This window comes from Aeromonas sp. R6-1 (assembly GCF_040908165.1).
In the GTDB taxonomy this organism is placed as follows: domain Bacteria; phylum Pseudomonadota; class Gammaproteobacteria; order Enterobacterales; family Aeromonadaceae; genus Aeromonas; species Aeromonas caviae.
Map to the genome: position 1 here is coordinate 135,252 of NZ_JBFODF010000021.1, position 25,930 is coordinate 161,181.

The 25,930-nt window shown below is 63.8% G+C and carries 26 protein-coding genes and 2 pseudogenes; 15 read left to right on the plus strand and 13 right to left on the minus strand.

All coding sequences use genetic code 11. The features are described from left to right. Positions 1-18 precede the first annotated feature (18 nt). A complete protein-coding gene (gene glpT, locus AB5Y68_RS05165; protein WP_039038616.1) occupies positions 19-1,374 on the minus strand; it encodes a glycerol-3-phosphate transporter in 1,356 nt (451 codons plus the stop codon). 490 nt (positions 1,375-1,864) lie between these two features. Here glpT and AB5Y68_RS05170 point away from each other — a divergent pair, with 490 nt between their 5' ends. Both AB5Y68_RS05170 and glpK read left to right on the plus strand, forming a co-directional pair. Beyond that, positions 1,865-2,713, plus strand: a complete 849-nt coding sequence (locus tag AB5Y68_RS05170) for an MIP/aquaporin family protein (protein WP_039038615.1) — start codon at positions 1,865-1,867, stop codon at positions 2,711-2,713. 54 nt (positions 2,714-2,767) lie between these two features. Further along, entirely contained in the window at positions 2,768-4,270 is a 1,503-nt protein-coding gene (glpK, locus tag AB5Y68_RS05175) for a glycerol kinase GlpK (RefSeq protein WP_010674229.1), read from the plus strand. 180 nt (positions 4,271-4,450) lie between these two features. On the opposite strand, the gene AB5Y68_RS05180 is transcribed toward glpK, so the two are convergent. Continuing rightward, positions 4,451-5,353 carry a LysR substrate-binding domain-containing protein gene (locus tag AB5Y68_RS05180; protein WP_039038614.1) on the minus strand — a complete coding sequence of 301 codons (903 nt, stop codon included), beginning with the start codon at positions 5,351-5,353 and terminating at the stop codon, positions 4,451-4,453. Positions 5,354-5,521: 168 nt separating this feature from the next. On the opposite strand from AB5Y68_RS05180, the gene AB5Y68_RS05185 reads away from it, so the two are divergent. From AB5Y68_RS05185 to AB5Y68_RS05205, 5 genes are all read left to right on the plus strand, one after another. Further along, complete coding sequence (locus AB5Y68_RS05185) at positions 5,522-5,896, plus strand: DUF6404 family protein (protein WP_039038613.1); 375 nt, start codon at positions 5,522-5,524, stop codon at positions 5,894-5,896. A gap of 31 nt (positions 5,897-5,927) precedes the next feature. Beyond that, the gene (locus AB5Y68_RS05190; protein ID WP_039038612.1) at positions 5,928-6,293 is read left to right on the plus strand and encodes a VOC family protein; all 366 of its coding nucleotides are present in this window, start codon (positions 5,928-5,930) and stop codon (positions 6,291-6,293) included. A gap of 153 nt (positions 6,294-6,446) precedes the next feature. Further along, the gene (locus AB5Y68_RS05195) at positions 6,447-6,737 is read left to right on the plus strand and encodes a putative quinol monooxygenase (RefSeq protein ID WP_039038611.1); all 291 of its coding nucleotides are present in this window, start codon (positions 6,447-6,449) and stop codon (positions 6,735-6,737) included. A 67-nt stretch (positions 6,738-6,804) separates the two neighbouring features. Continuing rightward, positions 6,805-7,608, plus strand: coding sequence for a 2,5-didehydrogluconate reductase DkgB (gene dkgB / locus AB5Y68_RS05200; protein WP_039038610.1), 804 nt, complete (start codon positions 6,805-6,807; stop codon positions 7,606-7,608). Positions 7,609-8,002: 394 nt separating this feature from the next. Beyond that, positions 8,003-9,172: an MFS transporter gene (locus tag AB5Y68_RS05205; RefSeq protein ID WP_039038609.1), complete on the plus strand. Its 1,170-nt coding sequence runs from the start codon at positions 8,003-8,005 to the stop codon at positions 9,170-9,172. 63 nt (positions 9,173-9,235) lie between these two features. Here AB5Y68_RS05205 and AB5Y68_RS05210 read toward each other — a convergent pair whose 3' ends face one another. The 3 genes from AB5Y68_RS05210 to AB5Y68_RS05220 are packed head-to-tail and all read right to left on the minus strand — an operon-like array spanning position 9,236 to position 12,076. Beyond that, on the minus strand, positions 9,236-9,349 hold the full coding sequence (locus tag AB5Y68_RS05210) for a CydX/CbdX family cytochrome bd oxidase small subunit (protein WP_010674207.1): 114 nt from the start codon (positions 9,347-9,349) through the stop codon (positions 9,236-9,238). Between the two features lie 28 nt (positions 9,350-9,377). Then, complete coding sequence (cydB, locus tag AB5Y68_RS05215; RefSeq protein WP_039038608.1) at positions 9,378-10,505, minus strand: cytochrome d ubiquinol oxidase subunit II; 1,128 nt, start codon at positions 10,503-10,505, stop codon at positions 9,378-9,380. Then, the gene (locus AB5Y68_RS05220) at positions 10,505-12,076 is read right to left on the minus strand and encodes a cytochrome ubiquinol oxidase subunit I (RefSeq protein ID WP_039038607.1); all 1,572 of its coding nucleotides are present in this window, start codon (positions 12,074-12,076) and stop codon (positions 10,505-10,507) included. Before AB5Y68_RS05220 ends, cydB begins: the two co-directional genes overlap by 1 nt. Positions 12,077-12,196: 120 nt before the next feature. Between AB5Y68_RS05220 and AB5Y68_RS05225 the strand changes: the two genes are divergently transcribed. Next, positions 12,197-13,645 carry a PLP-dependent aminotransferase family protein gene (locus tag AB5Y68_RS05225; RefSeq protein ID WP_039038606.1) on the plus strand — a complete coding sequence of 483 codons (1,449 nt, stop codon included), beginning with the start codon at positions 12,197-12,199 and terminating at the stop codon, positions 13,643-13,645. A gap of 26 nt (positions 13,646-13,671) precedes the next feature. Here AB5Y68_RS05225 and AB5Y68_RS05230 read toward each other — a convergent pair whose 3' ends face one another. Further along, the gene (locus AB5Y68_RS05230) at positions 13,672-14,130 is read right to left on the minus strand and encodes a GNAT family N-acetyltransferase (RefSeq protein WP_039038605.1); all 459 of its coding nucleotides are present in this window, start codon (positions 14,128-14,130) and stop codon (positions 13,672-13,674) included. A gap of 159 nt (positions 14,131-14,289) precedes the next feature. Next, positions 14,290-14,940: a tellurite resistance TerB family protein gene (locus AB5Y68_RS05235; RefSeq protein ID WP_039038604.1), complete on the minus strand. Its 651-nt coding sequence runs from the start codon at positions 14,938-14,940 to the stop codon at positions 14,290-14,292. A 173-nt stretch (positions 14,941-15,113) separates the two neighbouring features. Between AB5Y68_RS05235 and AB5Y68_RS05240 the strand changes: the two genes are divergently transcribed. From AB5Y68_RS05240 to AB5Y68_RS05250, 3 genes are all read left to right on the plus strand, one after another. Next, positions 15,114-15,581 (plus strand): acyl-CoA thioesterase, encoded by a 468-nt coding sequence (locus AB5Y68_RS05240; protein WP_010674201.1) that lies wholly within the window; start codon positions 15,114-15,116, stop codon positions 15,579-15,581. An 84-nt stretch (positions 15,582-15,665) separates the two neighbouring features. Continuing rightward, positions 15,666-15,821, plus strand: coding sequence for a pleiotropic regulatory protein RsmS (rsmS, locus tag AB5Y68_RS05245; protein ID WP_010674200.1), 156 nt, complete (start codon positions 15,666-15,668; stop codon positions 15,819-15,821). A 20-nt stretch (positions 15,822-15,841) separates the two neighbouring features. Next, positions 15,842-16,309: a GyrI-like domain-containing protein gene (locus AB5Y68_RS05250; RefSeq protein WP_039038603.1), complete on the plus strand. Its 468-nt coding sequence runs from the start codon at positions 15,842-15,844 to the stop codon at positions 16,307-16,309. Positions 16,310-16,325: 16 nt separating this feature from the next. Here AB5Y68_RS05250 and AB5Y68_RS05255 read toward each other — a convergent pair whose 3' ends face one another. Further along, a complete protein-coding gene (locus tag AB5Y68_RS05255; protein WP_029314296.1) occupies positions 16,326-17,168 on the minus strand; it encodes a LysR family transcriptional regulator in 843 nt (280 codons plus the stop codon). Between the two features lie 116 nt (positions 17,169-17,284). Here AB5Y68_RS05255 and AB5Y68_RS05260 point away from each other — a divergent pair, with 116 nt between their 5' ends. Further along, a complete protein-coding gene (locus AB5Y68_RS05260) occupies positions 17,285-17,794 on the plus strand; it encodes a nucleoside deaminase (RefSeq protein ID WP_041215485.1) in 510 nt (169 codons plus the stop codon). Beyond that, entirely contained in the window at positions 17,787-19,019 is a 1,233-nt protein-coding gene (locus AB5Y68_RS05265) for an MFS transporter (RefSeq protein ID WP_368206939.1), read from the plus strand. Before AB5Y68_RS05260 ends, AB5Y68_RS05265 begins: the two co-directional genes overlap by 8 nt. 86 nt (positions 19,020-19,105) lie before the next feature. Here AB5Y68_RS05265 and rluF read toward each other — a convergent pair whose 3' ends face one another. Then, entirely contained in the window at positions 19,106-20,122 is a 1,017-nt protein-coding gene (gene rluF / locus AB5Y68_RS05270; RefSeq protein WP_322146386.1) for a 23S rRNA pseudouridine(2604) synthase RluF, read from the minus strand. 578 nt (positions 20,123-20,700) lie between these two features. Between rluF and gdhA the strand changes: the two genes are divergently transcribed. Both gdhA and AB5Y68_RS05280 read left to right on the plus strand, forming a co-directional pair. Next, on the plus strand, positions 20,701-22,044 hold the full coding sequence (gdhA, locus tag AB5Y68_RS05275; protein ID WP_048207349.1) for an NADP-specific glutamate dehydrogenase: 1,344 nt from the start codon (positions 20,701-20,703) through the stop codon (positions 22,042-22,044). Positions 22,045-22,228: 184 nt separating this feature from the next. Then, positions 22,229-22,444 (plus strand): DUF3955 domain-containing protein, encoded by a 216-nt coding sequence (locus AB5Y68_RS05280; RefSeq protein WP_041215489.1) that lies wholly within the window; start codon positions 22,229-22,231, stop codon positions 22,442-22,444. A 12-nt stretch (positions 22,445-22,456) separates the two neighbouring features. On the opposite strand, the gene AB5Y68_RS05285 is transcribed toward AB5Y68_RS05280, so the two are convergent. The 4 genes and pseudogenes from AB5Y68_RS05285 to AB5Y68_RS05300 all read right to left on the minus strand — a co-directional run. Then, a complete protein-coding gene (locus AB5Y68_RS05285) occupies positions 22,457-22,825 on the minus strand; it encodes a VOC family protein (protein WP_042017439.1) in 369 nt (122 codons plus the stop codon). A gap of 110 nt (positions 22,826-22,935) precedes the next feature. Then, on the minus strand, positions 22,936-23,403 hold the full coding sequence (locus AB5Y68_RS05290; protein ID WP_039038597.1) for a hypothetical protein: 468 nt from the start codon (positions 23,401-23,403) through the stop codon (positions 22,936-22,938). A 43-nt stretch (positions 23,404-23,446) separates the two neighbouring features. Continuing rightward, a pseudogene (locus AB5Y68_RS05295) lies at positions 23,447-24,366 on the minus strand (IS3 family transposase); the annotation flags it as partial. A gap of 132 nt (positions 24,367-24,498) precedes the next feature. Beyond that, a pseudogene (locus AB5Y68_RS05300) lies at positions 24,499-25,701 on the minus strand (IS110 family transposase); the annotation flags it as partial. Positions 25,702-25,930 lie beyond the last annotated feature (229 nt).

Below are 25,930 nucleotides of genomic sequence, written 5' to 3' on the forward strand. Positions count from 1 at the left end.
TAAGGGCAGGATCACGTTTTATGCCTTATGGGCAGCTGCCTTGGCGGCAATCGACTCGTTCTCGTGCTTGAGGGTCATGGCCAGCAGGATGATGGAGAGCACGCAGGAGACGGTGAGCACCATGAAGCCGCCGTCCCAGCCGAAGTGGTCAACGGTATAGCCCAGCATGGCGTTGGCCGCGACCGCGCCACCCAGATAACCGAACAGGCCGGTGAAGCCCGCCGCGGTACCGGCCGCCTTCTTGGGCGCCAGCTCCAGGGCGTAGAGGCCGATCAGCATGACGGGGCCATAGATGAGGAAGCCGATGGCGACCAGGGCAATCATGTCGATGGTCGGGTTGCCCGCCGGGTTGAACCAGTAGACCAGCACGGAAAGGGTCACCAGCACCATGAACAGGATGCCTGCGGGGGCGCGGCGGCCCTTGAACATCTTGTCGGAGATCCAGCCGCACAGCAGGGTGCCCGGGATCCCCGCCCACTCATAGAGGAAGTAGGCCCAGGAGGAGTGATCCACGCTGAAGTCCTTGGCCTCTTTCAGATAGGTGGGCGCCCAGTCCAGCACGCCGTAACGGATGAGGTAGACGAAGGCGTTGGCGATGGCGATGTACCAGAGCAGCTTGTTGTGCAGCACGTACTTCATGAAGATCTCCTTGGCGGAGAACTCCTGCTCGTGGCTTGCGTTGTAATCCTTCGGGTAGTCGTTCTTGTACTCCTCGATGGGAGGCAGCCCGACCGATTGCGGGGTATCGCGCATCACGAAGAAGGCGATCACCGCGATGGCCGCCGCCGCTGCCGCAGGCACATAGAAGGCGCTGCGCCAGTCGTTGAACCAGCCCATGCCGAGGATGAACAGGGGGCCTATCATGCCGCCGCCCACGTTGTGGGCCACGTTCCAGACCGAGACGATCTCACCCCGCTCCTTCTGTGACCACCAGTGCACCATGGTACGGCCGCAGGGGGGCCAGCCCATGCCCTGTGCCCAGCCGTTCAGGAACAGGAGCACGAACATGATGCCAATGCTGGAGGTAGCCCAGTGCATGGTCCCCATCATGAACATGATGCCTGCCGAGAGCAGCAGACCGGCGGAGAGGAAGTAGCGCGCGTTGGATCTGTCCGACACGTTCCCCATCAGGAATTTGGAGAGACCGTAAGCGATGGAGACGCCGGAGAGGGCCAGACCCAGATCCCCACGGGAGAAGCCCTGCTCGATGAGGTAGGGCATCGCCAGACTGAAGTTTTTCCGTACCAGGTAGTAACCCGCATACCCGAAGAAGATCCCGAAGAACACCTGCCAACGCATGCGTTTGTAGAAGGGATCCACCTTGTCGGCCGGCAGCCGGTCGATATGGGGTGCAGGCCTGAAGAGACTAAGCATGTTCTGCTTCCTTTTATTGTTGTTCTGGGCGGTTGAGGACGCCCCGCTCATGCCAGCGATCAGACTCGTCTTAATTCGCAAGCGAGCCAATTATGCTCAATTGTGAACATTTGATCTGTGATGAGCGCTAAATTATTGCAGTTTTATTACAAAAATTGTGACGCTGTGAGTGAACGCGCATCCAGGGTCAGCCCACGCACGGTGTGGCCTTTAGCTACTCACTAAGGAGTAATATGACCGATAACTGTTGCTTTTCGTCACATTTTCTTAGCAATGAATGGGATCTTGCCCACATTTCCGGTGGCGGGGGTATGGTGAATTGACGCAGAAGGTTTATTTTCTCTCTCGTCCAAGAACGAGCGCAAACGAGCATAACGTTTGCGCAAGCTCAAAAAACAAGAAGAAACGTTTTCGGGCGCAATGAATGGGAATGAAAGATAACAAAACGGAACATCAAACCTACTGTGGGTGGATATAAGGAATAACAACTATGAGCATACAAAGACCCAATACCCTGCTTGGCGAGTGCCTCGCCGAGTTTATCGGCACCGGCCTGCTGATCTTCTTCGGCGTCGGTTGCGTGGCCGCCCTGGTGCTGGCTGGCGCCAACTTCGGGCAATGGGAAATCTCCATTACCTGGGGCCTGGGTGTCGCCATCGCCATCTATGTCACCGGTGGCATCTCCGGTGCCCACCTCAACCCTGCCGTGACCCTGGCCCTGATGACCTTCTGCGGCTTTGACAAGCGCAAGGTGGTGCCCTTCATCATCGCCCAGATAGCCGGGGCCTTCGCCTCCGCCGCCCTGGTCTACGCCCTCTACAGCAACCTGTTCACCCAGTGGGAACTGACCCACAACGTGGTGCGCGGCAGCGTCGAGAGCCTCGGCACCGCAGGCATCTTCTCCACCTACCCCAATGCCCTGCTCTCCAACATGCAGGCTTTCGCGGTCGAGATGGTGATCACCGCCGTCCTGATGCTGGGCATCATGGCACTGGGTGACAATAACAACGGCGCCCCCAAAGGCTTCGCCGCCGCCCTGCTCATCGGCATCCTGATCGCGGTGATCGGCGCCTCCCTCGGCCCCTTGACCGGCTTTGCCATGAACCCGGCCCGTGATTTCGGCCCCAAACTGTTCGCCTTCGTGGCTGGCTGGGGTGACGTGGCCCTGACCGGTGGTCGTGACAACCCCTACTTCTGGGTCCCCATCCTTGGCCCCATCGTCGGCGCCCAGATCGGTACCGCCCTGTATGTGAAAGTGCTGGCTCCCTGCGTCCCGGGCAACCGCGTCGCCACCGAAGAAGCCGCCAAGCTGTCTAACAAAGAAGAGGCCGCCGCCTGAGAGCGGCCCTCCCCAACGTGTAACAACGTGGAAAATAAAAACGTGGAGAACATCATGTCTGCTGAAAAGAAATTTGTCGTTGCGCTGGACCAGGGCACCACCTCCTCCCGTGCCATTGTCTTCGATCAGGACGCCAACATCGTCGCGACCTCCCAGCGCGAATTCACCCAGCACTACCCGAAAGCGGGCTGGGTCGAGCACGACCCCATGGAGATCTGGGCGACCCAGTCCTCCGTCTTCACCGAAGTGCTGGCCAAGAGCGGCCTGCACAGCGAGCAGATCGCCGCCATCGGCATCACCAACCAGCGTGAAACCACCGTCGTCTGGGAAAAGGCCACCGGCAAGCCCATCTACAACGCCATCGTCTGGCAGTGTCGCCGTACCGCCGCCATCTGTGAAGAACTGAAAGCGCGCGGCCTGGAAGAGTACGTTCGCGAAAACACCGGCCTGGTGCTGGATGCCTACTTCTCCGGCACCAAGGTGAAGTGGATCTTGGACAACGTGGAAGGGGCCCGGGAAAAGGCAATGAACGGCGAGCTGCTGTTCGGCACCATCGACACCTGGCTGGTGTGGAAGATGACCAACGGCGAGGTGCACGTCACCGACCCGACCAACGCCTCGCGCACCATGCTCTACAACATCCGCGACCTGAAGTGGGATGAGCGCATGCTGGACGAGCTGGGCATCCCCGCCTCCATGCTGCCGCAAGTCAAACCCTCCTCCGAGGTCTATGGCTACACCACCCGTGGCGGCGGCGCCCGCATCCCCATCGCCGGTATCGCCGGTGACCAGCAGTCCGCCCTGTTCGGCCAGCTCTGCTTCGAAAAAGGGATGGCCAAGAACACCTACGGTACCGGCTGCTTCATGCTGATGAACACCGGCACCGAGCCGGTTCGCTCCAGCAACGGCCTGCTGACCACGGTCGCCATCGGCCCGAAAGGGGAAGTGAACTACGCACTGGAAGGGGCGGTCTTCATGGGCGGCGCCACCATCCAGTGGCTGCGCGATGAGCTCAAGATCATCCACGATGCCCGCGATACCGACTACTTCGCGAGCAAGGTAGGCGACACCAACGGCGTCTACCTGGTGCCGGCCTTCGTGGGCCTGGGCGCCCCCTACTGGGATCCGTATGCTCGCGGCACCATGGTCGGCCTGACCCGTGGCGCCAACCGCAACCACATCATCCGTGCGGCGCTCGAATCCATCGCCTACCAGAGCCGCGACGTGCTGGATGCCATGCAACAGGACTCCGGCATCAAGCTGGCAGCCCTGAAGGTGGACGGCGGCGCAGTGGCCAACGACTTCCTGATGCAGTTCCAGGCTGACATGATGCACACCCCTGTGGTGCGTCCGACCCGCATCGAGACCACCGCCATGGGCGCCGCCTTCCTGGCCGGCCTCGCCGTGGGCTTCTGGAAGAGCTCCGAAGAGCTGGAAGACAAGTTCAGCGTAGACCGCGAGTTCATCCCGCAGATGGACCGCGACGATCGCGCCAAGCGCTACAGCGGCTGGAAGAAGGCAGTGGAACGCTCACGCCGCTGGGCCGAAGAGGAGTGATGGGGTAACCGACGCATCCTTGAGATGAAAAAAGCAAAGAGGCCGACAGCGATGTCGGCCTCTTTATATTGGCGAGCGCGACTGTTCTGACCGCCCCGACCCCAACCCTCCCCTTGCCAAGGGGTGGGAGAAAATGACCCCTCCCCCTCGTGGAGGGGGTTGGAACTGTCGACATGCCCTCTACAACGCCTCAGCACCGAGCTGCTCTTTCAGGAAATCGAGCCAGACCCGCAGCCGGATGTCCCGCTGGGCATCGGAGTAGAAGACCGCATGGATGGGGCGCGAGGCGCCGCTGTTGCTGCGGGCCAGCACCTCCACCAGCGCCCCGCTCGCCCTGTCATCCCCCGTCATGAAGTCCGACAGGCAGACGATCCCCTGCCCCGCCAGCGCCAGCTGACGCAAGGTTTCCCCGCTGCTGGCCCGCAGGGTCGGGGTGATGGCGAATCGGTCCCCCTGCTCCTCGCTCAATAGGGGCCAATGATTGAGGTGATCGGGGTGCAAAAAACCGAGCAGCTCGTGGCCAGACAGCAAGTCAGCCGGCTGGCGCGGGGTACCGCGTACCTTCAGATAGTCGGGGGAGGCCAGCAGCCGCAGCCGCGAGCGGCCCAACGGCAGGGCCCGCAGGGAGGAGTCCGTCAGCTCGCCGATGCGAATGGCCATGTCCACCCGCCGCTCCATCAGGTTGATGAAGCCCTCGGAGCTGTGCAGTTGCAGCTCGATGGCGGGGTAGCGGCGGCGAAACTCCCCGATGATGGGCACCAATCTATGCAGGATGAAGGGGGTGGCGGCGTCCACCCGCAATATGCCCTCCGGCTGCTCCCGACGCATCAGCAGCAACCCTTCCGCCTCGCTCATCTCGGTCAGGATCTTCACCGCCCGCTGATAGAACCAGCTCCCCTCCTCGGTCAGGCTGACCCGGCGGGTGGTGCGGTTGAGGAGCACGGTGGCGAGCTTCTCTTCGAGACGCTTGATGCCGCGGCTCACCACGGAATTATCCATGCCGAGATTCTCCGCCGCCTGGCGAAAGCTGCCCGCCTCCACCACCGCCACAAACAGGGTCAATTCATCGGAATGGGTCTTCATTGTTGTCATCCTGGCAAGAGTAATGGGTCTTTATAGGTGCAATGGCCGGGAGTTGGCAAGACAGGCGTCGCTTCGTATCGTGACGCACCACCTGTTTTATCTGCGCCCTTGCCAGTACAATGCCGCCAACCGGCACCGTATGGCGCCACACTATGACAGGGACGATCCATGACATTCGACAACAGGCTGGCCGCCGCCCATCGGGAGCTGGCCGAGAAGGGCGTGCAAACGCTCAACTACAACCCGCCGATCATCTGGCTGCTGCGAAAGGCGGGGTTCACCATCAGGCCGCCCCACTACGAACGCTTTCTGATCAACGTTCTTGCCCTGGGACTCCCCATCGGCGCTATCTGGGGGGTGTTGATGTGGTGCCTCGGCTGGCAGGATGAGGTGAGCCCGGGGTTTGCCCTGCGCCAGAGCCTGCTGTTTGGCATCGGGCTCGGTCTGCTGATGGGGACCTGGTTCTGGTTTCGGCGCAAGCGGCTCAAGCTGACCCCCTGGGACGCCTTGCCCCACTCCACAAGCCCCACGCAAAAACGCTGACAACCGAAATAATCACCGACAAGGAGAGCCCATGACCAGGGCCCATGAAAAACTGAACTATGTGGAGTTTGCGGCCAGGGATCTCGCCGCCACCAAGGCCTTCTTCAGCGCCGCCTTTGGCTGGCAGTTTGCCGACTACGGCCCCGATTATTGCGCCTTCGAGGGAGAAGGGCTGGATGGCGGCTTCTACCGCGCCGAACTGTGCAGCCAGAGTGCTCAGGGCGGGGCGCTCCTGGTGTTCTACAGCGCCGATATCGAGGCGACCCAGAGCAAGGTAGCCGGCGCAGGGGGCACCATAGTGCGCCCCCTGTTCGACTTCCCCGGTGGCCGCCGCTTTCACTTTGTCGAGCCCAGCGGCAATGAGTTCGCCGTCTGGTCCGAACCGGCCAGCGCCTGATAATACTCCGCCCTCCCCTGGCCCACCTGCACCACGACCAGCCATGGGGAGGCCACATTGCTGCACTCACCTCAATAGTGTTTTGCGACTGCTGCCCTGTATCCCCCAGTCTGGGGCGGGCATACTGACTCCCGTCTTAACGAGGAGGTTCAGATGCCATCCCCCCTGATTGTGATTGCCCAGCTTGACGCCAAACCCGAATTCGCCGCCCAGTTTCGCGCTGCCCTCGAGCCGCTGATCGCCGCTACCCTGCAAGAGCCGGGGTGCCTTCGCTACCAGTTGCACCAGAGCCTGGAGAGCCCCCACAGCTGGATGCTGTACGAGGAGTGGGAGAGCGAAACCGCCCTGCTCGCCCACCAGCAGCAGCCCCACTACATCGCCTTTGCCAGCCTCGCCTCCCCCTGGTTTGCCAACCGGATCGTGAGCCGCTACCGGCGCGCCTGACTGCCTCCGCCCTCGGCGCAGGCAAAGCCCATCATTTGAGCGTAGAAACACTAACCTGAGGAATTTGATGATGAAGATGCCCAACCTGGGTCTTGGAACCTTCCGCCTGAAAGATCAGCCCCTTCGCGACTCCCTGCTCCAGGGGCTGGAACTTGGCTACCGCCATATCGACACCGCCCAGATCTATGACAACGAGGCCGAAGTCGGCCAGTTGATGAGCGAGAGTGGCGTGCCCCGCCAGGATATCTACCTGACCACCAAGGTGTGGACCAGCGAATTTGGCCCGGGCAAGGTGATCCCGAGCCTGGAAGTGAGCCTGGAAAAACTCGGCACCGACTATCTGGATCTGGCGCTCATTCACTGGCCCTCCCCCCAGGATGAGGTGCCGATGGCGGTCTATCTGGAGCAGCTCGCCGAGGCCAAAGCCCGGGGCCTGACCCGGGAGATCGGGGTCTCCAACTTCACCGTGGCCCAGCTTAAACAGGCCATCGAGATTTTGGGGCCGGGCGCCATCGCCCACCAGCAGGTGGAGATCCATCCCCTGCTGCAAAACCGCAAGGTGGTCGATTTCTGCCAGGCCCACGGCATCGCCATCACCGCCTATATGCCGCTGGCCTATGGCAAGGTGCTGAGCGAGCCGCTGCTGATGGAGATCGGCAAGCGCCACGGCGTCTCGGCAGCCCAGGTGTCGCTGGCCTGGCTGCTGGCACAGGGCATGACGGTGATCCCGAGCTCCACCAAGCGGGAGAATCTGGCCGCCAACCTGGCTGCGCTGAAGGTACGGCTCAGCAGCGACGAGATGGCCGCCATTGCCACCCTGGATCGGGGTGAGCGCTGCGCCAACCCGGACTTTGCGCCGGATTGGGATTGATCCCCCTCATCCCCAGCCCTTCTCCCGCCAGGGGAGAAGGGAGCAAATAAGGCTCAATGACATTCTTCAGCACCAGCGGGAGGCACAATGCCTCCCGCTTTTTTTGTCCCCAATACCGCGCGTCACTGCCACCCGCGCCGCTGGCCCCCTCTCCTGCATCCTTCCGCTGCCCTTCCCTCTTTATTCCCAGTTCGGTCTGTACGCTTTGCCTCTGCACTCAACTCGCGCTGTACGGCCCACTCTTGTCTCTGCAACCTCAGCCACTCCCACTTTCACAGCCCCATTGCTGCTGATTTGGCAAAAGTAATTTGACGTTGTCGTCATTTTTACCAACAAACACCCTCGGCATACTGGCGCCATTCTCCCGTCGGGAGTCCCAATCCAAGGAGTTGTTATGCCACTGGCGTTATTTGCCCTCACCTTAAGTGCCTTTGCTATAGGCACCACCGAATTCGTGATCGTGGGGCTCATCCCCACCATCGCCGAGCAGCTCAATGTCTCGCTCCCCTCGGCGGGCCTGCTGGTCAGCCTCTATGCCCTTGGCGTCGCCATCGGCGCCCCCGTGCTCACGGCGCTCACCGGCAAGCTGCCGCGCAAGTGGCTGCTGGTGGGGCTGATGGCCCTCTTCACCGTCGGCAACCTGCTGGCCTGGCAGGCCCCCGGGTACGAGAGCCTGATTGTGGCCCGCATCCTCACCGGGCTGGCCCACGGGGTCTTCTTCTCGGTAGGCAGCACCATCGCCACGGGTCTCGTGGCCAAAGAGAAGGCGGCCAGCGCCATCGCCATCATGTTCAGCGGCCTCACGGTCGCCCTGGTGACCGGCGTCCCGCTTGGCACCTGGATTGGTCAGGTCTTTGGCTGGCGCGAAACCTTCCTGGTGGTGAGCCTGCTCGGCCTCGTCGCCATGGTGGGCAGCATGCTGCTGGTACCGGGGAACCTGCCGAAGGGGGCCGCCTCCAGCGTTCGCGAGCAGCTCTCGGTGCTCACCAGAAAGCCCTTGCTGCTGGTCTACGCCAAGACGGCGCTCGGTTACGGCGGTGCCTTCACGGCATTTACCTTCCTCGCCCCCATCCTGCAACAGGTGAGCGGCTTTGGCGCCAGTGCGGTGAGCCTGATCCTGCTGGTGTACGGGGTATCGGTGGCGGTCGGCAATATCTGGGGCGGCAAGCTCGCCGACCGGATGGGCCCATTGCCCGCTCTCAAGCTGCTGTTCGCCGGGCTCGCCGTGGTGCTGCTGGTGCTCACCTTCACCGCGCCGCACCCGGTGCTGGCGGTACTGACCGTGCTGGTGTGGGGCGCCTTCGCCTTTGGCAACGTGCCGGGTCTGCAGGTACTGGTGGTGAAACAGGCCGAGCGCCACACCCCCAATGCCGTGGATGTGGCCTCCGGCCTCAACATCGCCGCCTTCAACGTCGGCATTGCGCTGGGCTCCGTGGTCGGCGGTTTCGTGGTGGAGCACCTCGGCCTGATGCACACCCCCTGGATTGGCGCCCTCATCGTGCTGCTGGCCTACGGCCTCACCCATGTCAGCGAAGCGGGCGAGCGCCGCGCCGCCCTTTCCTGACCCCCGGGCAAGCAAAAGGCCGACACCCTGTGTCGGCCTTTTTTCATGGGCAAGATGCGAGGCTCAGGGCTCCTTGAGATCCTCATCGGCAGCCCAGCGCGCCTCCAGCCAGAGCAGGTTGACCAGCCCGCAGAGCAGGGCGAACCCCAGCCCCAGCAACCAGGTGAAATACCACATATCGCGTTGATCCTTGTGTTGAAGCGGATTAGTAGAGGCTGTGGCCGTGCTGGCGCACCTGTTCGGCGCTGACCCTGCCGCGCACCACCCGATATACCCAGAGGGTGTAGCCGATGTTGACCGGCATCAGTACCCCGACGATCCCCAGCATGATAAGCAGGGTGCGCTCGCTGGAGGTGCTGTCCCACAGGGTCAGGCTGCTGGCCGGATCCAGGGACGAGGGCAGCACGAAGGGGAAGAGCGCGATGGCCACGGTCAGCATCATGGCGGCGCAGGCACCGCCGCTGGCAACGAGCGCCAGCCCGGACTTGCCGAGGCGGCTTGCCAGCGCGCACACCAGGGGCAGCAGGAGCCCGAGCACAGGCACGGCCCAGAGCACCGGATGGGCGACAAAGTTGCCAAGCCAGCCTGCCGGCACCGCCACCACCTCTTTCATCAGCGGAGTGAGGGCGCCGTTGAGATCGCCGATGGCCGTGATGCGATACCCCGCCATCTCCCCAAGCCAGACGCCGCCAAGGGCAAAGAGGGCGCTCGCCAGGGGGCCGAGCCAGAGGGCGAGGCGGGCGCTGCGCGCCGCTATGGCCCCCTGGGTCTTGCACTGCAGGAAGCTGGCACCGTGCAGCAAGAGCAGCGCCAGCGCCGTCCCCATGGCGGTCAACAGCAGCGGCCAGTGGAACGCAAAGGCGCCATAGTGGATGCGAAGGGCCGCATCGAAGCGAAACGGCAACCCTTGCAGCACCAGGCCAAGGGTGGCACCAAACACCAGGGTCGGCAGCAGACCGCCCACCACCAAGGCGCGGTCCCACCAGCGGCGCCAGACCGGGTCCGACAGCTTGCTGCGATAGTCAAAGCCCACCGGTCGCAAAAAGAGACCGAACAGCAGGAACATGAAGGGCACGTAAAGCGCCGAGAAGGCGGCGGCATAGACCAGGGGCCAGGCGGCAAACAGGGTGCCGGCACCGGCGATGAGCCACACCTGGTTGCCCTCCCACACGGGGCCCACGCTGTTGAGCAGCACCCGCCGCTCGTCATCCGTCTTGCCGACCACGGGCAACAGCATGCCGACCCCGAGATCGAAGCCATCCATCACCACGAAGCCGACCAGCAGGAAGAGCACCAGCCCCCACCAGATCACTTTCAGGGTTTCGTAATCCATCAGGCAGGACTCCCGTTTTGCAACACTTCACCTTGATAACGACCCGTCTGCAGGCTGGCAGGCCCTTTGCGGATCACATGACGCAACAAGAACAACTCCACCACCAGCAGACTGCTGTAGATGAGGAAGATGGCGATGAGGCTGAACCAGAGCTGCCCCGGTTGCAGCAGGGAGACGGAGGCCGACACCGGCAGCACGTCGCTGATGGTCCAGGGTTGGCGACCGAACTCCGCCACGAACCAGCCCGCCTCGATGGCAATCCAGGGCAGCGGAATAGACCAGAGCAGGGCCCTGAGCAGCCGCGGGGATTGCACCAGCCTGCCCCGGCACAGTTGCAGGAAGGCGGCGGCAAAGAGCACCAGCAGCGCCACGCCGATGCCCACCATCAGGCGAAAGCTCCAGAACAGCGGCGCCACCTGGGGGATGGAGTCCTCTACCGCCTTGGCGATGGCCCCCTCGTCCGCCTTGCCAATCTCCTTGGCATAGGGGGTGAGCAAGAGGCCGTAGCCCAGATCGCTGCGGTGGCGATCGAAGGTGGCGCGGGCCGCCTGGTTGCTGCCATCTGCCCGCATCGCTTCGAGCGCCTCGTGGGCCAACATGCCGCTGCGAATGCGCGCCTCGTGCTGCGCTTTCAGATCTTTGAGGCCCGTTACCTGTTCATCCAGGGAGCGGGTGGCGATGATGCCCATCAGATAGGGGATCTTGATGGCCGCGTGGGTGGTCTCGGCACGCTGATCCGGCAGGCCGAACAGGGTGAAAGAAGCCGGGGCGGGCTCCGTCTCCCACTCCGCCTCGATGGCGGCGAGCTTGACCTTCTGCACCTCCCCCGAGCGATAACCCGACTCGTCCCCGAGCACGATGACAGAGAGGATGGCCGCGAGGCCAAAGCCCGAGGCGATGGCAAAGGATCGCAGGGCGAAGCGCACCTCCATGCCGCGCAGCAGATACCAGCTGCTCACCCCCATCACGAACAGGGAGGCCGCCACATAGCCCGCCGCCACCGTGTGGACGAACTTGACCTGGGCCACCGGGTTGAAGATGACCGCGGCCACATCCACCAGCTCCATGCGCATGGTCATGGGGTTGAACTCAGCGCCGACCGGGTTTTGCATCCAGCCGTTGGCGATGAGGATCCAGAGGGCGGAGAGGTTGGAGCCGAGCGCCACCAGCATGGTCACCAGCAGGTGCTGACCGCGGGAGAGCTTGTCCCAGCCGAAGAAGAAGAGGCCCACCAATGTGGACTCGAGGAAGAAGGCCATCAGCCCCTCCACCGCCAGCGGCGTGCCGAAGATATCGCCGACATAGTGGGAGTAATAGGCCCAGTTGGTCCCGAACTGGAACTCCAGGGTGATCCCGGTGGTCACCCCCATCACGAAGTTGATGCCAAACAGCTTGCCCCAGAAGCGGGTGATGTCCTTGTAAATCACCTTGCCGGTCATCACGTAGGCCGACTCGGCGATCACCAGGATCCAGGACAGCCCCAGGGTGAGGGGCACAAACAGAAAGTGGAACATCGCCGTCGCCCCGAACTGTATTCGGGAGAGGCTGACCACATCATCCAGGCTTATCATGCATGACTCTCTATGTTGCATTTAACGGACAGGTTTTCGCCCGCCAAGTACACCATGGTCCATGACACCTATAACAGATGCAGTTATAGTGAAAAACACCTATAACAGTTTGGGCCCACCATGTCCCGCTACGGCCAGTTGGCAGACCAGCTGCAACAGCAGATCACGAGCGGCCTCTGGCAGCCGGGGGAGCGCATCCCCTCCATCCGCCAGAGCTGCAAGACCCATGGCCTCAGCCCCATGACGGTGCTCCAGGCCTATCAGTTGCTCGAAAGCCGGGGCCTCATCCTGGCGCGGCCCCAGTCCGGCTACTACGTCAAGGCCGCGAGCACGGCCCGGCGGGAGAGCCAGCCCCAGCAGGCCCGCTACAGCGGCTCGGTGGACATCAACGATCTGGTGTTCGAGGTGCTGCAGGCGAGCAAGTCACGGGAACTGGTGCCCCTTGGCATGGCGGTGGCGGACCCTACCCTCTTCCCCCACCCCCAGCTCGGTCGGGCCCTCGGCAGTTGCATGCGCCGCCTCGATCCCTTCAGCACGGTGGCAGATCTGCCCCCCGGCAACGAGGCACTGCGCCGCGCCATCGCCCGGCGCTACGCCGGCGAGGGGATGGCGGTGGATCCCCAGCAGATCATCATCACCACTGGGGCCATGGAGGCGCTCTCCCTCAGTCTTCAGGTGCTGACCGAGCCCGGCGACTGGGTGGTGGTGGAGTCCCCCACCTTCTACGGCGCCCTGCAGGCCATCGAGCGGCTCAAGCTCAAGGTGGTGGAGATCCCGGTGATCCCCGGGGTGGGCATCGATCTCGCCCTGCTGGAGGAGGCCCTCGCCCAGCGCCCCGTCAAGGCGTGCTGGCTGATGGGCAATGTGCAGCACCCCCTCGGCCACACCATGCCCGATGAGCACAAGCAGGCGCTGATGGCGCTGCTCAACCGCCATCAGGTCCCCCTGGTGGAGGATGACGTCTATGCGGAGCTCTATGTCGGGCGCGAGCGGCCAAGGCCCATCACCCATTGGGATGCGCGGGGAGAGAGCCTGCTGTGCGGCTCCTGGACCAAGTGTCTGGCGCCGGGCTTTCGGGTCGGCTGGGTGGTGGCCAAGCGCCACGCCGAGCGCATCCAGCGGCTGCAACTGATGTCGACCCTGTCGACCAATGTGCCCAGTCAGCTGGCGCTGGCCGACATGTTGCGCCAGGGCGGGGTGGACGCCCACTTTCGCCGCCTGCGCCACACCCTGGCCCAGCGCCAGCAGCAGATGCGGGCAGCCCTGATGCGCCTCTTCCCCGAGGCGCGTATCTCCTCCCCCGACGGAGGCTACTTTCTCTGGCTCGAATTTGACGCCCGCCTCGATGGCCGGGCGCTCTATGCCAGCGCCATCGAGGCGGGGGTCTCCATCGCCCCCGGGGCCCTCTTCTCCAGCCAGGGCCAGCACAACCACTGCCTGCGCCTCAACAGTTCCCATCCCTGGAGCCCGCAGCTGGACGCGGCGCTCAACCGGCTTGCGGGCCTCATCGCCCGGCAACGGGAAACCTGGCAGAGCCCCCCTGACGCCTCACACGACAAGGGCCCGTAACGGGCCCTTTTGCAAGCGAGTGCGCCTTATCTGGCCATGGTCTGTGACTGGGCCTTGAAGCCCAGTCGCTCGTAGAGGGCCCTGGCCCGCTCGTTGAAAGCCATCACCTCCAGGCGCAACTGGCTTGCGCCCCGCGCCTTGCCCCACTGGTCACCGTGGGCGATCAGCGCCCGGCCGATGCCCCGGGAGCGCTGCCCCTCATCCACCACCACGGTCGTGATGCGGCAGACGGGCAGCTTGCTGAGAAAGGGGACGCTCTCGTTGAGGTCGATGCGGGCAGTGAGAAAGCCCGCCACCTCCCCCGCCACCACCGCCACGCAGAAAAGACGCGCCTCGTCGGCTATGGCGCCGAGCAAGAAGGCCCTGTCCTCCGGGGACGGGGGGCAGAACACCTCGGGCACCTGCTCGAAGTGGAGCTGACCTATCTGCCGGTTCAGGGCCAGAATGGCGTCGATATCCTGTTCAGTTGCCTTGCGAATGTCCACCTGATGCTCCTTGCAGTGAGGGTCGCCAGCGAGGAAAGAGGCTCGGCAGTCACCCTTTGGAACCCGCATCTTATCGGCTCGTCACGGCAATCAACAGCCCCCGGCAACGACAAGGCCCCATGACGGGGCCTTGTGGACAATCCTGATGGCAATGCGGGCTCAGCCCGGCGCCCCCAGCTGGGCCACCTGGCGCTCTATGCTCCCCTTGAGGTTGTCATCCAGCTTCAAGGCGCGCGCCAGCTCGTCCAGATAACTGCGCTCCATGAAGTGATCCACCTCGATGGTGAGCAGGGAGGCGAGGTAGACCTCGGTCGCCAGCTCCATGTCGGTCACTTCTCGCGCCAGGACATGGGGGTCGAGGGGGCGGGAGAGCTCGGCGTCAATCCAGCGGGCCGCATCCCGCTCCCCCTGTTCGGTCAGGTACTCCTGGATCTTCTGGCGCTCGGCGGCATCGATGTGGCCGTCGGCCCGGGCCGCCGCCACCATGGCGCGCACCAGCAGATTGGCGCGGGCATCCAGGGCCTTGCCCTCCAGGGTGTCGAGGGGCTGGGTCGGCTGGGCCGGGGTGGACTGCTGGGTCTGCCAGTCCTGATAGAGCTTGTAGGCCAGTCCCCCGAGAGCCGCCGCGCCTCCCACCGCCGCCACCTTGGTGCCATATTTGCGCATCTTCTTGTTACCAAGCAGCAGCGCCATGGCCCCGGCGGCCAATCCCCCCTGCGCCATGCCCTTCATCTGGGCCTTGCGCGTGTCACCACCGTCGTTGAGCCAGCCCTTGCCAGCTCCCATCAATTGCTCCAGCATCTGTTTCATGGGGCCTCCTCCCTCGCGTGATGAGTCATGCTGGGCCGCCTGCGCTGAACTCAAGGTGAATGACGGCGCAGACAAGAAGAGGCGCTGGTTGGATCAGTGCCGGCCCCGCCCGCTGCTATTGTCCCCGGGGGACAGCCAAGGAGTCCCCCCTTGCCTCGACATAAGGAAGTACCATGAGCGCCCGTGAACTGACCCTGCAATTTCTCGCCGAACCCGCCGACGTCAACTTTGGCGGCAAAGTCCATGGCGGCATGGTGATGAAGTGGATTGACCAGGCCGGCTACGCCTGCGCCGCCGGCTGGTGTGGCGGCTATGCCGTCACCGTCTATGTGGGGGGCATCCGCTTCTTGCGCCCCATCCAGATAGGCCAGCTGGTGGAGGTGCACGCCAAGGTGATCCACACCGGCACCACCAGCATGCACCTGGCGGTGGATGTCTACAGCCGCCACCCCACCGACCCGGAGCGGCGCAAGACCACCCACTGCATCATCATCTTCGTGGCCATGGACGAGCATGGCAAACCCACTCCGGTGCCCCAGTGGCAGCCGGTGAGCGAGAGCGATCTGCAGTTGCAGCAGTACGCCAAAAAGCTGATGGCCCTGCGCGAGGAGCTGGACAAGGAGATGCGCCAGCACATGTGACCCGTCCCGCCCCGGGCAGCCGGGGCGTGTCTTCGCGCCGCCGGGCGCTATAATGGCGACCACCCTTGCCCTTGAGAACCCAAGATGTCTCTGGAAAATGCCCCCCCCGAGGTCCAGCTCGCGGTGGATCTGATTGAACTGCTGGAAACCAACCACATCGCCCCCGCGCTGGCCCTGGCGGCACTCGCCATCGTTCGCCGGGATTATGAGCGCAAGCTCGAGGAAGGTCGGGAGGCCTGAGCGCCCCCGCAGGAGGCACCATGTCAGCCCCCATTCGCATCGAACAAGGCCGCGCCATGCTCCTCGGGGGGCTGCGCCGTCACCACCCCTTCGAGCAGGGGGACTTCGCCGGCCAGTGGCGCGACCTCAGCGCCCTGCTTCCCCTGCCGGGGCAACTCGGTGAGCACGCCTATGGCGTCATCTGCGCCGCCACCGACACCCACTGCGAATACCTCTGCGGGGTGGAGGTCGCCGCCCTGGAGGTGCTGCCTCCCGGGCTTGGCCGCATGCGCATCGCCCCCCAGACCTACGCCATCTTCTTGCATCAGGGGCATGTCGCGACCCTGCCGCACACCTGGCGCCAGGCCCTGGCATGGCTCGCGCAATCGGACTATCAATCTGCCCAGCAGCCGGATTTCGAGCGCTACGGCGCCCGCTTTGACGCCGCCACCGGCAGCGGCGAAGTGGAAATCTGGCTCGCCGTGGTGCCAAAACAGGCCCTGGCATGACCCCTGGCCGCCCGGGCTACCTCGGCCCCATCACCTCGTCACAAAGCGCGATCAGCGCCTCCCCCAGCCGGGCGAGGGGCTCGCTCGTGCCCGGCCCCTGGTGCAGAGCCAGCTCCACCGAGCGCACCGCAGGCCAGTGGGCCAGCACCACCTGATCCGGTTGCAGCAGGCGCGCCGGCAGCAGGCTGACCCCGATCCCCGCGCTCACCGCCCCTTGCAGGCTGGCGAGACTGCCGCTCACGTAGGCGATGCGCCAGGGGATCCCCTCGGCATCCAGGGCGTCGGTCATCTGGCGCCGGTAGAGCCCCTCGCTTGGAAACACCACCAGAGGCAGAGGGTCGCGCCCGGCGGCGGGCCACTCCCGGCTGTCAACCCAGGCCAGGGGCTCGCGCCAGCGGGCGATGGGCTCCCCCTGGCCGCGCCCCTGTTTGATGAGAGCCAGATCCAGCTCTCCCCCTTCGAAGGCCTGCCACAGGGCATGGCTGAGATCGCTTTGTACCTCCAGCCGCACCTGAGGGTGCGCGCGGGCGAAGGCAGCCAGCACCGGGGTCATGGCCCCCGCGGCAAAATCCTCCGGCACCCCGAGGCGCAGGGGGTGGCTCGCCTCGCTCACCCGCTCCCCCGCCCGGGCCAGCAGCCCCAGGATGCGGCGCGCCAGCCCGAGCAGGGTCTCCCCCTGGGCCGTGGTCACCACCTGGCGGCCGGATCGGTCGAGCAGGGTGCAGCCCAGCTGCTGCTCCAGGCGGCGCATCTGCTGGCTCAGGGTGGACTGGGTGAGGTGGATACGCTCGGCGGCGCGGGTAAAGCTGCCGGTTTCGACGATGGCGACGAAGCTCTGCAGCAATTGGGGGTCCAGCAGGGGGCGCTCCATGGGCAATCTCCATTTATAAAACCACTGGAAGTCATTTTATCATTTAATTTCCAAATGATGCGGCGACCCTCTAGGCTGCTGTCCTCCCCCTTCTTTGCCAGGATATGACCATGCCACCCCCTTCCCAGTCCGGTGCCCGCCTCCTCAACTCCCTCACCGCCGCCTCGGCCCCCAGCCATCAGGAGTGGCTGGAGCAGGCCCTGCACCTGGCCCTGACCCATCGCCAGCAAGGGGGGCGCCCCTTCGCCGCCCTGCTGGTGAGGGAGAACCGGCTGGTGGCGAGCGCCGTCAACCGCATGCTGGAGGCGGGGGACCCCACCCGTCACGCGGAGCTGGAAGCGCTGCGGGAAGGGAGTCGCCAGGGGCCGCTGGCCGGGGCCATCGTCTATGCCAGCGGGCACCCCTGCCCCATGTGCCTGTCGGCCCTGGTGATGAACGGCATCCAGGCGGTCTACTACGCCTTTGACAACGACGATGCCGCCCCCTTCGGCTATGACAGCCGCGCGGCCTACGCCGCGCTGCGACTGCCGCTGAGTCCGCCGCCCCTGCCCCTCATCAAGCTGGCGAGCCCCATCGCGGCCGAAACCCTCTACGGTCCCCTGCCCCATGCATAAGCGCCGCCTCCCCCCGGGCAGCGGCGCCTTGCTGGTGTTGGTGATCCTCATCGCCCTCAACCTGCGCCCCTTCCTCACCGCCATCGGCCCCCTGGCCCCTCGCATCGACGCGAGGCTGGCCCTCGGGGTAGATACCCTGGCCTGGGTCACCCTGCTGCCCCTCTGGCTTATCGGGGTCGGCGTGCTGCTCACCCCGGCGCTCCTGGGTCGCACAGGCCCGCGCCCCCTGCTCGGAGCGGCCCTGCTGTTGCTCGCCCTTGGCAGCGCCCTGCGCGTCGATCTGGCGAGCGGCGCCCTGCTCATCGCCAGCGCCGCCCTGTGCGGGCTGGGCTCGGCCCTGGTGCAAGGGGTGCTGCCCGGCCTCATCAAGGAGGGGTTCGCCCAAAAGGTGCCCCTGGTGATGGGGATCTTCTCCGCCTGCATGATGGGGGGCGGGGCGCTCGGGGCCGTGCTCACCCCGCGCCTTGCCGAGTATCTGGACTGGTCTCGGGCGCTGGCGCTCTGGGGCCTGCCGGTGCTGCTGGCCCTCGGCTGGCTGGCCTGGCGGGTGCCCCTGCCCGCCCCGGCCAGCACGCCCGCCCCCACCGGGGAGCAGCGGCTGCTCCCCCTGCCCCGCACCTGGCTGCTGATCGCCTGCTTTGGCATCATCAACAGCGGCTACGGCATCGTCGTGGCCTGGCTGGCCCCGGCCTACATGGCGGCGGGCTGGAGCGCCCAGCAAGGGGGCGAGCTGGTGGCCTGGCTCGCCCTGGCCCAGACCGCGAGCGGCCTTGGCCTGCCTCTGCTGGCAGCCGGTCGGCTGGACCGCCGCCCCTGGATGGCGCTGGCCATCGCCATGCAGCTGGCGGGCTTTGGCGGCCTCTGGCTCGCTCCCCAGACAGCCCCCCTGCTCTGGTGTTTGCTGTGCGGCGCCGGGCTTGGGGGGAGCTTCTCCCTCATCATGGTGATTGCGCTGGATCACCTGCCCGACCCGCGCCGGGCGGGCGCCCTCTGCGCCCTGATGCAGGGGGTTGGCTTCATGGTGGCGGCTACCGGCCCCTGGGTGGCGGCCCGCCTGCACCATGCAAGCGGTGACTTCGCCGCCGCCTGGCAGTGGCAGCTCGGCGCCCTGATCCTGATGAGCCTGCTGGTGGTGCGTCTCAACCCGCGCCACTACCCAAGGGCCATGGGCCTGCCCCCGGAGCAGGCCATGGCTGTGCAGACGGCAGGCCACAAGCCTGCCTGATCCGGCGAGCACCGGCCTTGGGGGCCAGAAAGCACAACACCGGCCTTGGCCGGTGTTGTTCATCAGGGTGCGGGAAGGCCTGGCGCTCAGCGCCCCTTCTTCTGGCGCCCGCCCTGCCCTGGCCGCGGTTTGCCCGGGGCGGGTTTGCCCCCCTTGCCGGGCGCGCTTTTACCTGCCCCTCCTTTGCTGGCAGCCCCTCCTTTACCCGCCCCGCCCTTGCCTGCGGGGCTCTTCTTCTCGAAGGCCTCGGGCCCCGGCACATTGGGCCGCCCGCCGATCTCGTGATCGTCGCTGCGCCGCGGCTTCTTGCCCTGGGCCGGGGTGCCGGCCGCAGCCGCCTTGGGCTTGGCAACCTGAGCCCCCTTGGCCGGTTTGGCCTCGGAGGAGGAGTCCTCAATCAGCTTGAACAGCTCGATCAGCTCGTCGTCGGTGAGATCGCGCCACTCCCCCACCGGCAGCCCCTTGAGGCTGACGTTCATGATGCGGATGCGCTCGAGCTTGGTCACCTCGAAGCCGAAGTGCTCGCACATGCGGCGGATCTGGCGGTTGAGCCCCTGCACCAGGGTGATGCGAAACACGAAGGGCGCCTCTCGCTTCACCTTGCACTTCTTGGTGACGGTGCCGAGGATGGGCACCCCGGCCCCCATGCCCCGGACGAACTCGTCGGTCACCGGCTTGTCCACGGTCACCAGGTACTCTTTCTCGTGATCGTTGCCCGCCCGCAGGATCTTGTTCACCAGATCCCCGTGGTTGGTAAGGAAGATGAGCCCCTGGGAGTCCTTGTCGAGGCGCCCTATGGGGAAGATGCGGGTGCTGTGGTTGACGAAGTCGACGATGTTGTCCTTCTCCCCCGCCTCCGTGGTGCTGACGATGCCCACCGGCTTGTTGAGGGCGATGAAGACCAGGCTGTCGGCTTCGCGCGGCTCGATCACCTGACCGTTGACCTTGACCAGATCCCCGGCAAACACCTGATCCCCCACCCCGGCCCGCTTGCCGTTGATGAAGACGTTGCCCTGCTCGATGAAACGATCGGCCTCACGACGGGAGCAGATGCCGCTCTCGCTGATGTATTTGTTCAGGCGCATGGATTCATCGGCCAGCATGGGTCACCTCCCCGGTCGGATGGGCCTTGAGAATGGCTGGCTGGATCAGCCGCGCTGTGGTCGGGTTCGTCTGCATACAACTCCATGAAATAAGGGCCTGCGCCCTGCATGTTCGGCAAAAAACGCCGCTACAGTAGCACATTGCACGCGCCCGCGCCCGGCCCCGTCGCACCCTGGCCGCTGGCTCACAGGGGGGCAGCCCTTGATGCAGCAGCAGCCCCCCATTATCCAGCGTGCGGTGACGCCGCGGCCCTGATTGGGCTGCACCGCGCACTCCCCGCCTCTTTTCACTTCATGGTGCTCACTTCATGGGCCGGGCCCCCGCCGCCGAAGATAGGGTGCGGCCTTTGGCAGATAGCCAGATGATCTAACGCTTGATATTTATCCAGCAAAAATGCATAAAAAGATTTTGGTCATCGCGAATTATCTGCTCTGACCCGCCGACGACGGGAAATGACAAGCGCATCGGGACGCAAGAACGGGCCCCCTTAAGCCCCCGCGAACCGTTAACCGTGAAGACGGGCATGATCCCCTCTCTGGCAGGACGCCACTTTCATCATTCATGACAGGAGTTAAAGATGAGTCATTCCCTCTCCCAGGAGGCCTTTCTGGCCCAGGTCGCCAGCCGCAACCCCCACCAGCCCGAGTTCATCCAGGCCGTGAGCGAGGTGATCGCCTCCATCTGGCCCTATGTGGAGCGCCACCCCCGCTACCTGCAACACGGCCTGCTGGAGCGACTGGTGGAGCCCGAGCGCCTCGTGCAGTTTCGGGTGAGCTGGGTGGATGACCAGGGCCAGGTGCAGGTGAATCGCGGCTACCGGGTGCAGCACAGCTCCGCCATCGGCCCCTTCAAGGGCGGCATGCGCTTCCACCCCTCGGTGGATCTCTCTGTGCTGAAATTCCTCGCCTTCGAGCAGACCTTCAAGAACGCCCTCACTACCCTGCCCATGGGCGGCGGCAAGGGGGGCAGCGATTTCGATCCCAAGGGCAAGAGCGAAGGAGAAGTGATGCGCTTCTGCCAGGCCCTGATGCTGGAGCTCTATCGCCACCTGGGGGCCAACACCGACGTGCCGGCGGGCGACATCGGGGTGGGCGGGCGCGAGGTGAGCTACATGGCGGGCATGATGAAGAAGCTCACCAACAGCGCCGAGTGCGTCTTCACCGGCAAGGGACTCTCCTTTGGCGGCAGCCTCATTCGCCCGGAAGCCACCGGCTACGGCCTGCTCTACTTTGTCGACGCCATGCTGGCCCATCGCGGCCAGTCCCTCGATGGCCTGCGGGTCTCGGTGTCGGGCTCGGGCAACGTGGCCCAATACGCCATCGAGAAGGCGATGGCCCTCGGCGCCCGCGTCATCACCGCCTCCGACTCCGGCGGCACCGTCTATGATCCGGACGGCTTCACCCCCGAGAAGCTGGCCCGCCTGATGGCGCTTAAAAACGAGCAGCGCAAGCGGGTCGCCGATTACGCCCATGAGCTCGGGCTCGAGTTCTTCAGCGGCCGTACCCCCTGGCACCTGGCGACCGACGTCGCCCTCCCCTGCGCCACCCAGAACGAGCTGGATGCCGAAGATGCGGTGCAGCTTATTGCCAACGGCGTGCAGTTGGTGGCCGAGGGGGCCAACATGCCCTCCAGCGCCGCCGCCATCCGTCTCTTCCACGAAGCAAAGGTGCTGTTCGCCCCGGGCAAGGCGGCCAACGCCGGCGGGGTTGCCACCTCGGGCCTCGAGATGAGCCAAAATGCCCAGCGCCTCTCCTGGACCCGGGAGGAGGTGGACGCCCGCCTCAAGGGGATCATGACCAGCATCCATGCCACCTGTGTCCGTTACGGTCAGGATGATGACCATGTGAACTACGAAAGCGGCGCCAATATTGCCGGCTTCGTCAAGGTGGCCGACGCCATGCTGGCGCAAGGGGTCTGCTAGTCACGCCATTTCCCGTGACATCCCCCAAAGCAACAGGGCAGCCCATGGCTGCCCTGTTGTGTTATCTGCATAGCTGTTGCTTTAACCTGGGCGACGCAGGTTGCATGCCCGACGCCACTTCACGCTCGCTTCACCCAGCCATGACACCCTCCCCCCTCTTCCATACGTGAACGAGGAGAACGAGATGACAACGACCATAGGCGCCCTGCTGATCCTGGCCGGGCTCGGCTGCTTTGTGGCCTTCAACCTGCTGGGCACCACAGTGGATACACAGGGATTCCTGCACGAGCCCTTCGCCCTGCTGCCCCTGGGCTATCTGCTGCTCTTCATCGGCATGGTACTCAGCTTGCGCCCTCTACTGCGCAGGGCCCTCGCCAAAGGGGAAGAGAACCGGCCCTGATGCGCCAGGAGCTCAGCAATAACGGCTGATCTCGATGAGGTTCCGATCCGGGTCCAGGCAATAGACCGATTCGATGGGGCCACAGGCACCGCTTTTCATCACAGGCCCCTCCACGATTTCGACCCCCTGGCTCGCCAGCTGGGCCATCACCTGATCCAGGGGCCAGCGGGTGATGAGGCAGAGATCCCCCGACCCCACCTGCGCCCGGTTGCGCGCCTCCTCCCCCAGCAACTGCAAATTGATCTTCTGGTTGCCAAAGCGCAGCGCCCGGCGCCCCGCCCCGAAGGTGATGGGCTCCATCTTGAAGGCGCCGCTGTAAAATGCCACCGCCCGCTCAATGTCGCTGACCGTCAATACCAGATGGTCGATATGGCTGATCATGCTTGCTCCCTGTCATGGTGATTGCCGCACCATCATACCCACCCGCCTCAATAGAAACTGTGGCATGGTGCACAGGAGGGCTAACCACTTATTTTGACTAGGGAAATACCTTAACGCACGGCAGCACACGCCTTGTCACGCTGGGCCAGCAGGGTTTCGTCATCACTGCCCATGGCCGCCAGAATAGCCTGATTACAGGCCCGCTCCGCGAGCTTCCCCGGGCTCGGCTGGGCGTCGGCGATCTCCGCAATCATGGGGCGATAACCGACAGCCGCCGAGCAGTACATGGTGCGGTACTTGGGAAGCTGCCAACTGCTGTCGTCTTGCCGTGTCAGGTCATCACACAGTTTGCCAAACAGTGCCTGCGCCTTGACCGTGCACTGACTGAAGCGCCGCACATCTTGCTCGTAGGGACGGCAGACACTTTGCTGTTTTATCTGCCAGAGCTGGAAAGAGAAGGGAACCTGCTCTCCCTCATAGGGCACTACCAGCGTTTTTAGCTCGGTGCCATAGATATCCGTCACCTGTTGCTGCACCAGATTGAGATAAGCCGAAAAAAGATAAGAAATTGGATCCATCACCACCTCCCTGTGGTTGCCTTCTTGAATCGCCCCGGCTTCTCTAGACACTTTCGAGCCGCTCGAAATATTGCTTTTCACACTCTACTGGCGATAGCCCATTGTTGAAACTGTGCCGGCGCTTGGGGTTGTAAAACATTTCAATGTAATCGAACACATCCTGTCGGGCTTCCCGCGATCCGCATAGGTTTTACGTCGGATCCGCTCGCGTTTTAGGAGCTGGAAGAAACTCTCCGCCACCGCGTTATCATGACAATTGCCACGTCTGCTCATGCTGGCCTTAAGCCGATGATCCCGCAACAAATCCTGCCAGTCATAGCTGCTAAACTGGCTCCCTTGGTCGGAATGAACCAGCACTTCCTGCTCCGGTCGCCGTCGCCACACCGCCATCAGTAACGCGCTGATAGCCAGCTCTCGGTCGATACGTGGCCCTATTGACCAACCAATGACTTGTCGTGAGAACAAATCCAATACCGCGGCCAGATAGAGCCAACCTTCATGGGTTCGGATATAAGTGATGTCTGTTATCCAGACCTTATTTGGCTCAGTCACATCGAACTGGCGTTCAAGATGGTTCGGTGCAACCACCGTTGGCCGGCCACCATAATGACCGGGACGGCGGCGATAACCGGTTTGTGAACGTAAACCTTCATGACGCATTAATCGCGCCACCCGGTGTTTCCCACAGGTCTCGCCCATTTCTCGCAGGTCATCCCGGATCTTGCGATAACCATAGATGCCCCCGCTTTCTAGCCAACATTGCTTGATCTGGCCAAGAAGGCGTTGGTCTTCCAGGGCTCGGGCAGATAAAGGCTGGTGCTGCCAGGCGTAATAACCGCTCGGGTGGACATTCATCATCCGACACAGTCTGCGGATGGGATGTGCGGACGCGTGCTCCCGGATGAAGGCGTACCTTACCCTGACAGCTTGGCAAAGTACGCGGCGGCCTTCCTAAGAAACATCCTCGATTGCCTGTAGGGTGAAACCAAACTCGGCGGCCCGCCGGTGCAATCCCTTGACCACCCGCTCGCGGTACTGCTGCTCATAGTGGTCGGCGCCGGGATCCTGATATTCCATACCAAAACGCATTGCGTTGTAGAACAAGACCGCAATCTTGCGCGCGGTGGCGGTGACAGCCTTCGCTTTGCCGATACGCGCCGACAACCGTCGATAGAATGCCCCCAGCGCCGTATTTGTTCTGCCAATGGTCACCGCTGCCAGTCGTAAGTGGGCGGTCACTCGATTCTTGGTCTTGCGAGTATGAGCTGACAACACCTTGCCGCCACTGATCCGGCAGCCCGGAGCCAGTGTCAGCCAGGAGGTGAAGTGTTGGGCCGTTCGCCAGCGACTCAGGTCCGTTCCACACTCGGCCACCAGACGCAGTGCCAGGTAAGGGCCAATGCCATGGATTTGAGTCAGATCGATACCGACCAGCTGATAGAGCAAGGTGCGCACATCGAAGTTGAGTGCGTTCGGTTGCCGGGTACGGTGGCGAGGCTTGGGTAGCGCTTCGCTGGGGCGGGGCTTTCCACGAGAGAGTTGTTGCAAGCTTTGGGCAATCTGTTCATCACAGAGAGAAATCTGGGCCTGGTAGGCGTCGTACATGGCCAGTGCCTGACTCAAGGCAAACACATGCTCGGGCTGGTAATTGCCAACCAGCGCACGTTGGATAGTTTCGACGCTCGACTGACAGCGCAGGTCGCGCATGGCGGCGAGCATCGTGGCATTGCGCTCTCCTGCGACAATGGCACGGATGATCCGCATACCGGTGGCGCCGGTGATGTCACTCACCACATGCTGCAATTGCAGATTCATGTGGGTGAGCACCTTTTGCATGTGCTGGATATGAGCCGCAGCGTAATCGAGGTGACGTTCACGTAGCCGCAGATAACTGCGCAGCGCGGCGATCTCCCGCTCAGGATGGAAGCTGGCGCGCAGTAGACCGCAAGCATGCAGGCGCTGGATCCATTGCGCATCGTTGACGTCGGTTTTTCGCCCTGGTACGGCCCGGGCATCCCTGGCGTTAGCTAAGATGACCTGTAAGCCATGGGTCTCCAGGATCTCATACACGGGTATCCAATACACGCCCGTTGACTCCATTGCCACGGTGGTGATCCCAAGCTCGACCAACCAAGCAGCCATACGCTCCAGGTCTGCCGTGAAAGCCTGAAAGGTTTGCACTGGTTCTTCGGCGAGCGCGGTGGGCACCGCAACCACATGGAACCGCGAACCGATATCGATGCCCGCGGCGAAGGCATGGATGATCGGTAAACCGTGTTCAGTGTTGTGCTTTTTCATGAATACCCCTCCATCACAAAATAGTGCCGGACGGGGACTCGGATTCGATCACATTCCTAAACGGGGTCACCAAGGTGCCACCACTCACGGGTCCGCAGCTTCCCCTGGGTCAGGTTTTTTGACGGGGACTCAGCCTCCAAAAAGCAGACGACCACTGTCCGGTGAGGTCAGTGTAGTGGACGTGTTTCTAATTCCATGGGCCACGGAGTGCCGGGGAGGCGGTTTTTTA

Excerpts from the sequence above, each read along its gene's own strand:
- AB5Y68_RS05260 (WP_041215485.1), top strand. The coding sequence starts at position 17,285 with ATGACCATGCCACCCCCTTCCCAGTCCGGTGCCCGCCTCCTCAACTCC.
- gdhA (WP_048207349.1), top strand. The coding sequence starts at position 20,701 with ATGAGTCATTCCCTCTCCCAGGAGGCCTTTCTGGCCCAGGTCGCCAGC.
- glpK (WP_010674229.1), top strand. The coding sequence starts at position 2,768 with ATGTCTGCTGAAAAGAAATTTGTCGTTGCGCTGGACCAGGGCACCACC.
- cydB (WP_039038608.1), bottom strand. The coding sequence starts at position 10,505 with ATGGATTACGAAACCCTGAAAGTGATCTGGTGGGGGCTGGTGCTCTTC.
- AB5Y68_RS05250 (WP_039038603.1), top strand. The coding sequence starts at position 15,842 with ATGTCAGCCCCCATTCGCATCGAACAAGGCCGCGCCATGCTCCTCGGG.
- AB5Y68_RS05240 (WP_010674201.1), top strand. The coding sequence starts at position 15,114 with ATGAGCGCCCGTGAACTGACCCTGCAATTTCTCGCCGAACCCGCCGAC.
- glpT (WP_039038616.1), bottom strand. The coding sequence starts at position 1,374 with ATGCTTAGTCTCTTCAGGCCTGCACCCCATATCGACCGGCTGCCGGCC.
- AB5Y68_RS05190 (WP_039038612.1), top strand. The coding sequence starts at position 5,928 with ATGACCAGGGCCCATGAAAAACTGAACTATGTGGAGTTTGCGGCCAGG.
- AB5Y68_RS05265 (WP_368206939.1), top strand. The coding sequence starts at position 17,787 with ATGCATAAGCGCCGCCTCCCCCCGGGCAGCGGCGCCTTGCTGGTGTTG.
- dkgB (WP_039038610.1), top strand. The coding sequence starts at position 6,805 with ATGATGAAGATGCCCAACCTGGGTCTTGGAACCTTCCGCCTGAAAGAT.
- AB5Y68_RS05170 (WP_039038615.1), top strand. The coding sequence starts at position 1,865 with ATGAGCATACAAAGACCCAATACCCTGCTTGGCGAGTGCCTCGCCGAG.
- AB5Y68_RS05280 (WP_041215489.1), top strand. The coding sequence starts at position 22,229 with ATGACAACGACCATAGGCGCCCTGCTGATCCTGGCCGGGCTCGGCTGC.
- AB5Y68_RS05225 (WP_039038606.1), top strand. The coding sequence starts at position 12,197 with ATGTCCCGCTACGGCCAGTTGGCAGACCAGCTGCAACAGCAGATCACG.
- AB5Y68_RS05235 (WP_039038604.1), bottom strand. The coding sequence starts at position 14,940 with ATGAAACAGATGCTGGAGCAATTGATGGGAGCTGGCAAGGGCTGGCTC.
- rsmS (WP_010674200.1), top strand. The coding sequence starts at position 15,666 with ATGTCTCTGGAAAATGCCCCCCCCGAGGTCCAGCTCGCGGTGGATCTG.
- AB5Y68_RS05210 (WP_010674207.1), bottom strand. The coding sequence starts at position 9,349 with ATGTGGTATTTCACCTGGTTGCTGGGGCTGGGGTTCGCCCTGCTCTGC.
- AB5Y68_RS05290 (WP_039038597.1), bottom strand. The coding sequence starts at position 23,403 with ATGGATCCAATTTCTTATCTTTTTTCGGCTTATCTCAATCTGGTGCAG.
- AB5Y68_RS05205 (WP_039038609.1), top strand. The coding sequence starts at position 8,003 with ATGCCACTGGCGTTATTTGCCCTCACCTTAAGTGCCTTTGCTATAGGC.
- rluF (WP_322146386.1), bottom strand. The coding sequence starts at position 20,122 with ATGCTGGCCGATGAATCCATGCGCCTGAACAAATACATCAGCGAGAGC.
- AB5Y68_RS05195 (WP_039038611.1), top strand. The coding sequence starts at position 6,447 with ATGCCATCCCCCCTGATTGTGATTGCCCAGCTTGACGCCAAACCCGAA.
- AB5Y68_RS05185 (WP_039038613.1), top strand. The coding sequence starts at position 5,522 with ATGACATTCGACAACAGGCTGGCCGCCGCCCATCGGGAGCTGGCCGAG.
- AB5Y68_RS05180 (WP_039038614.1), bottom strand. The coding sequence starts at position 5,353 with ATGAAGACCCATTCCGATGAATTGACCCTGTTTGTGGCGGTGGTGGAG.
- AB5Y68_RS05220 (WP_039038607.1), bottom strand. The coding sequence starts at position 12,076 with ATGATAAGCCTGGATGATGTGGTCAGCCTCTCCCGAATACAGTTCGGG.
- AB5Y68_RS05285 (WP_042017439.1), bottom strand. The coding sequence starts at position 22,825 with ATGATCAGCCATATCGACCATCTGGTATTGACGGTCAGCGACATTGAG.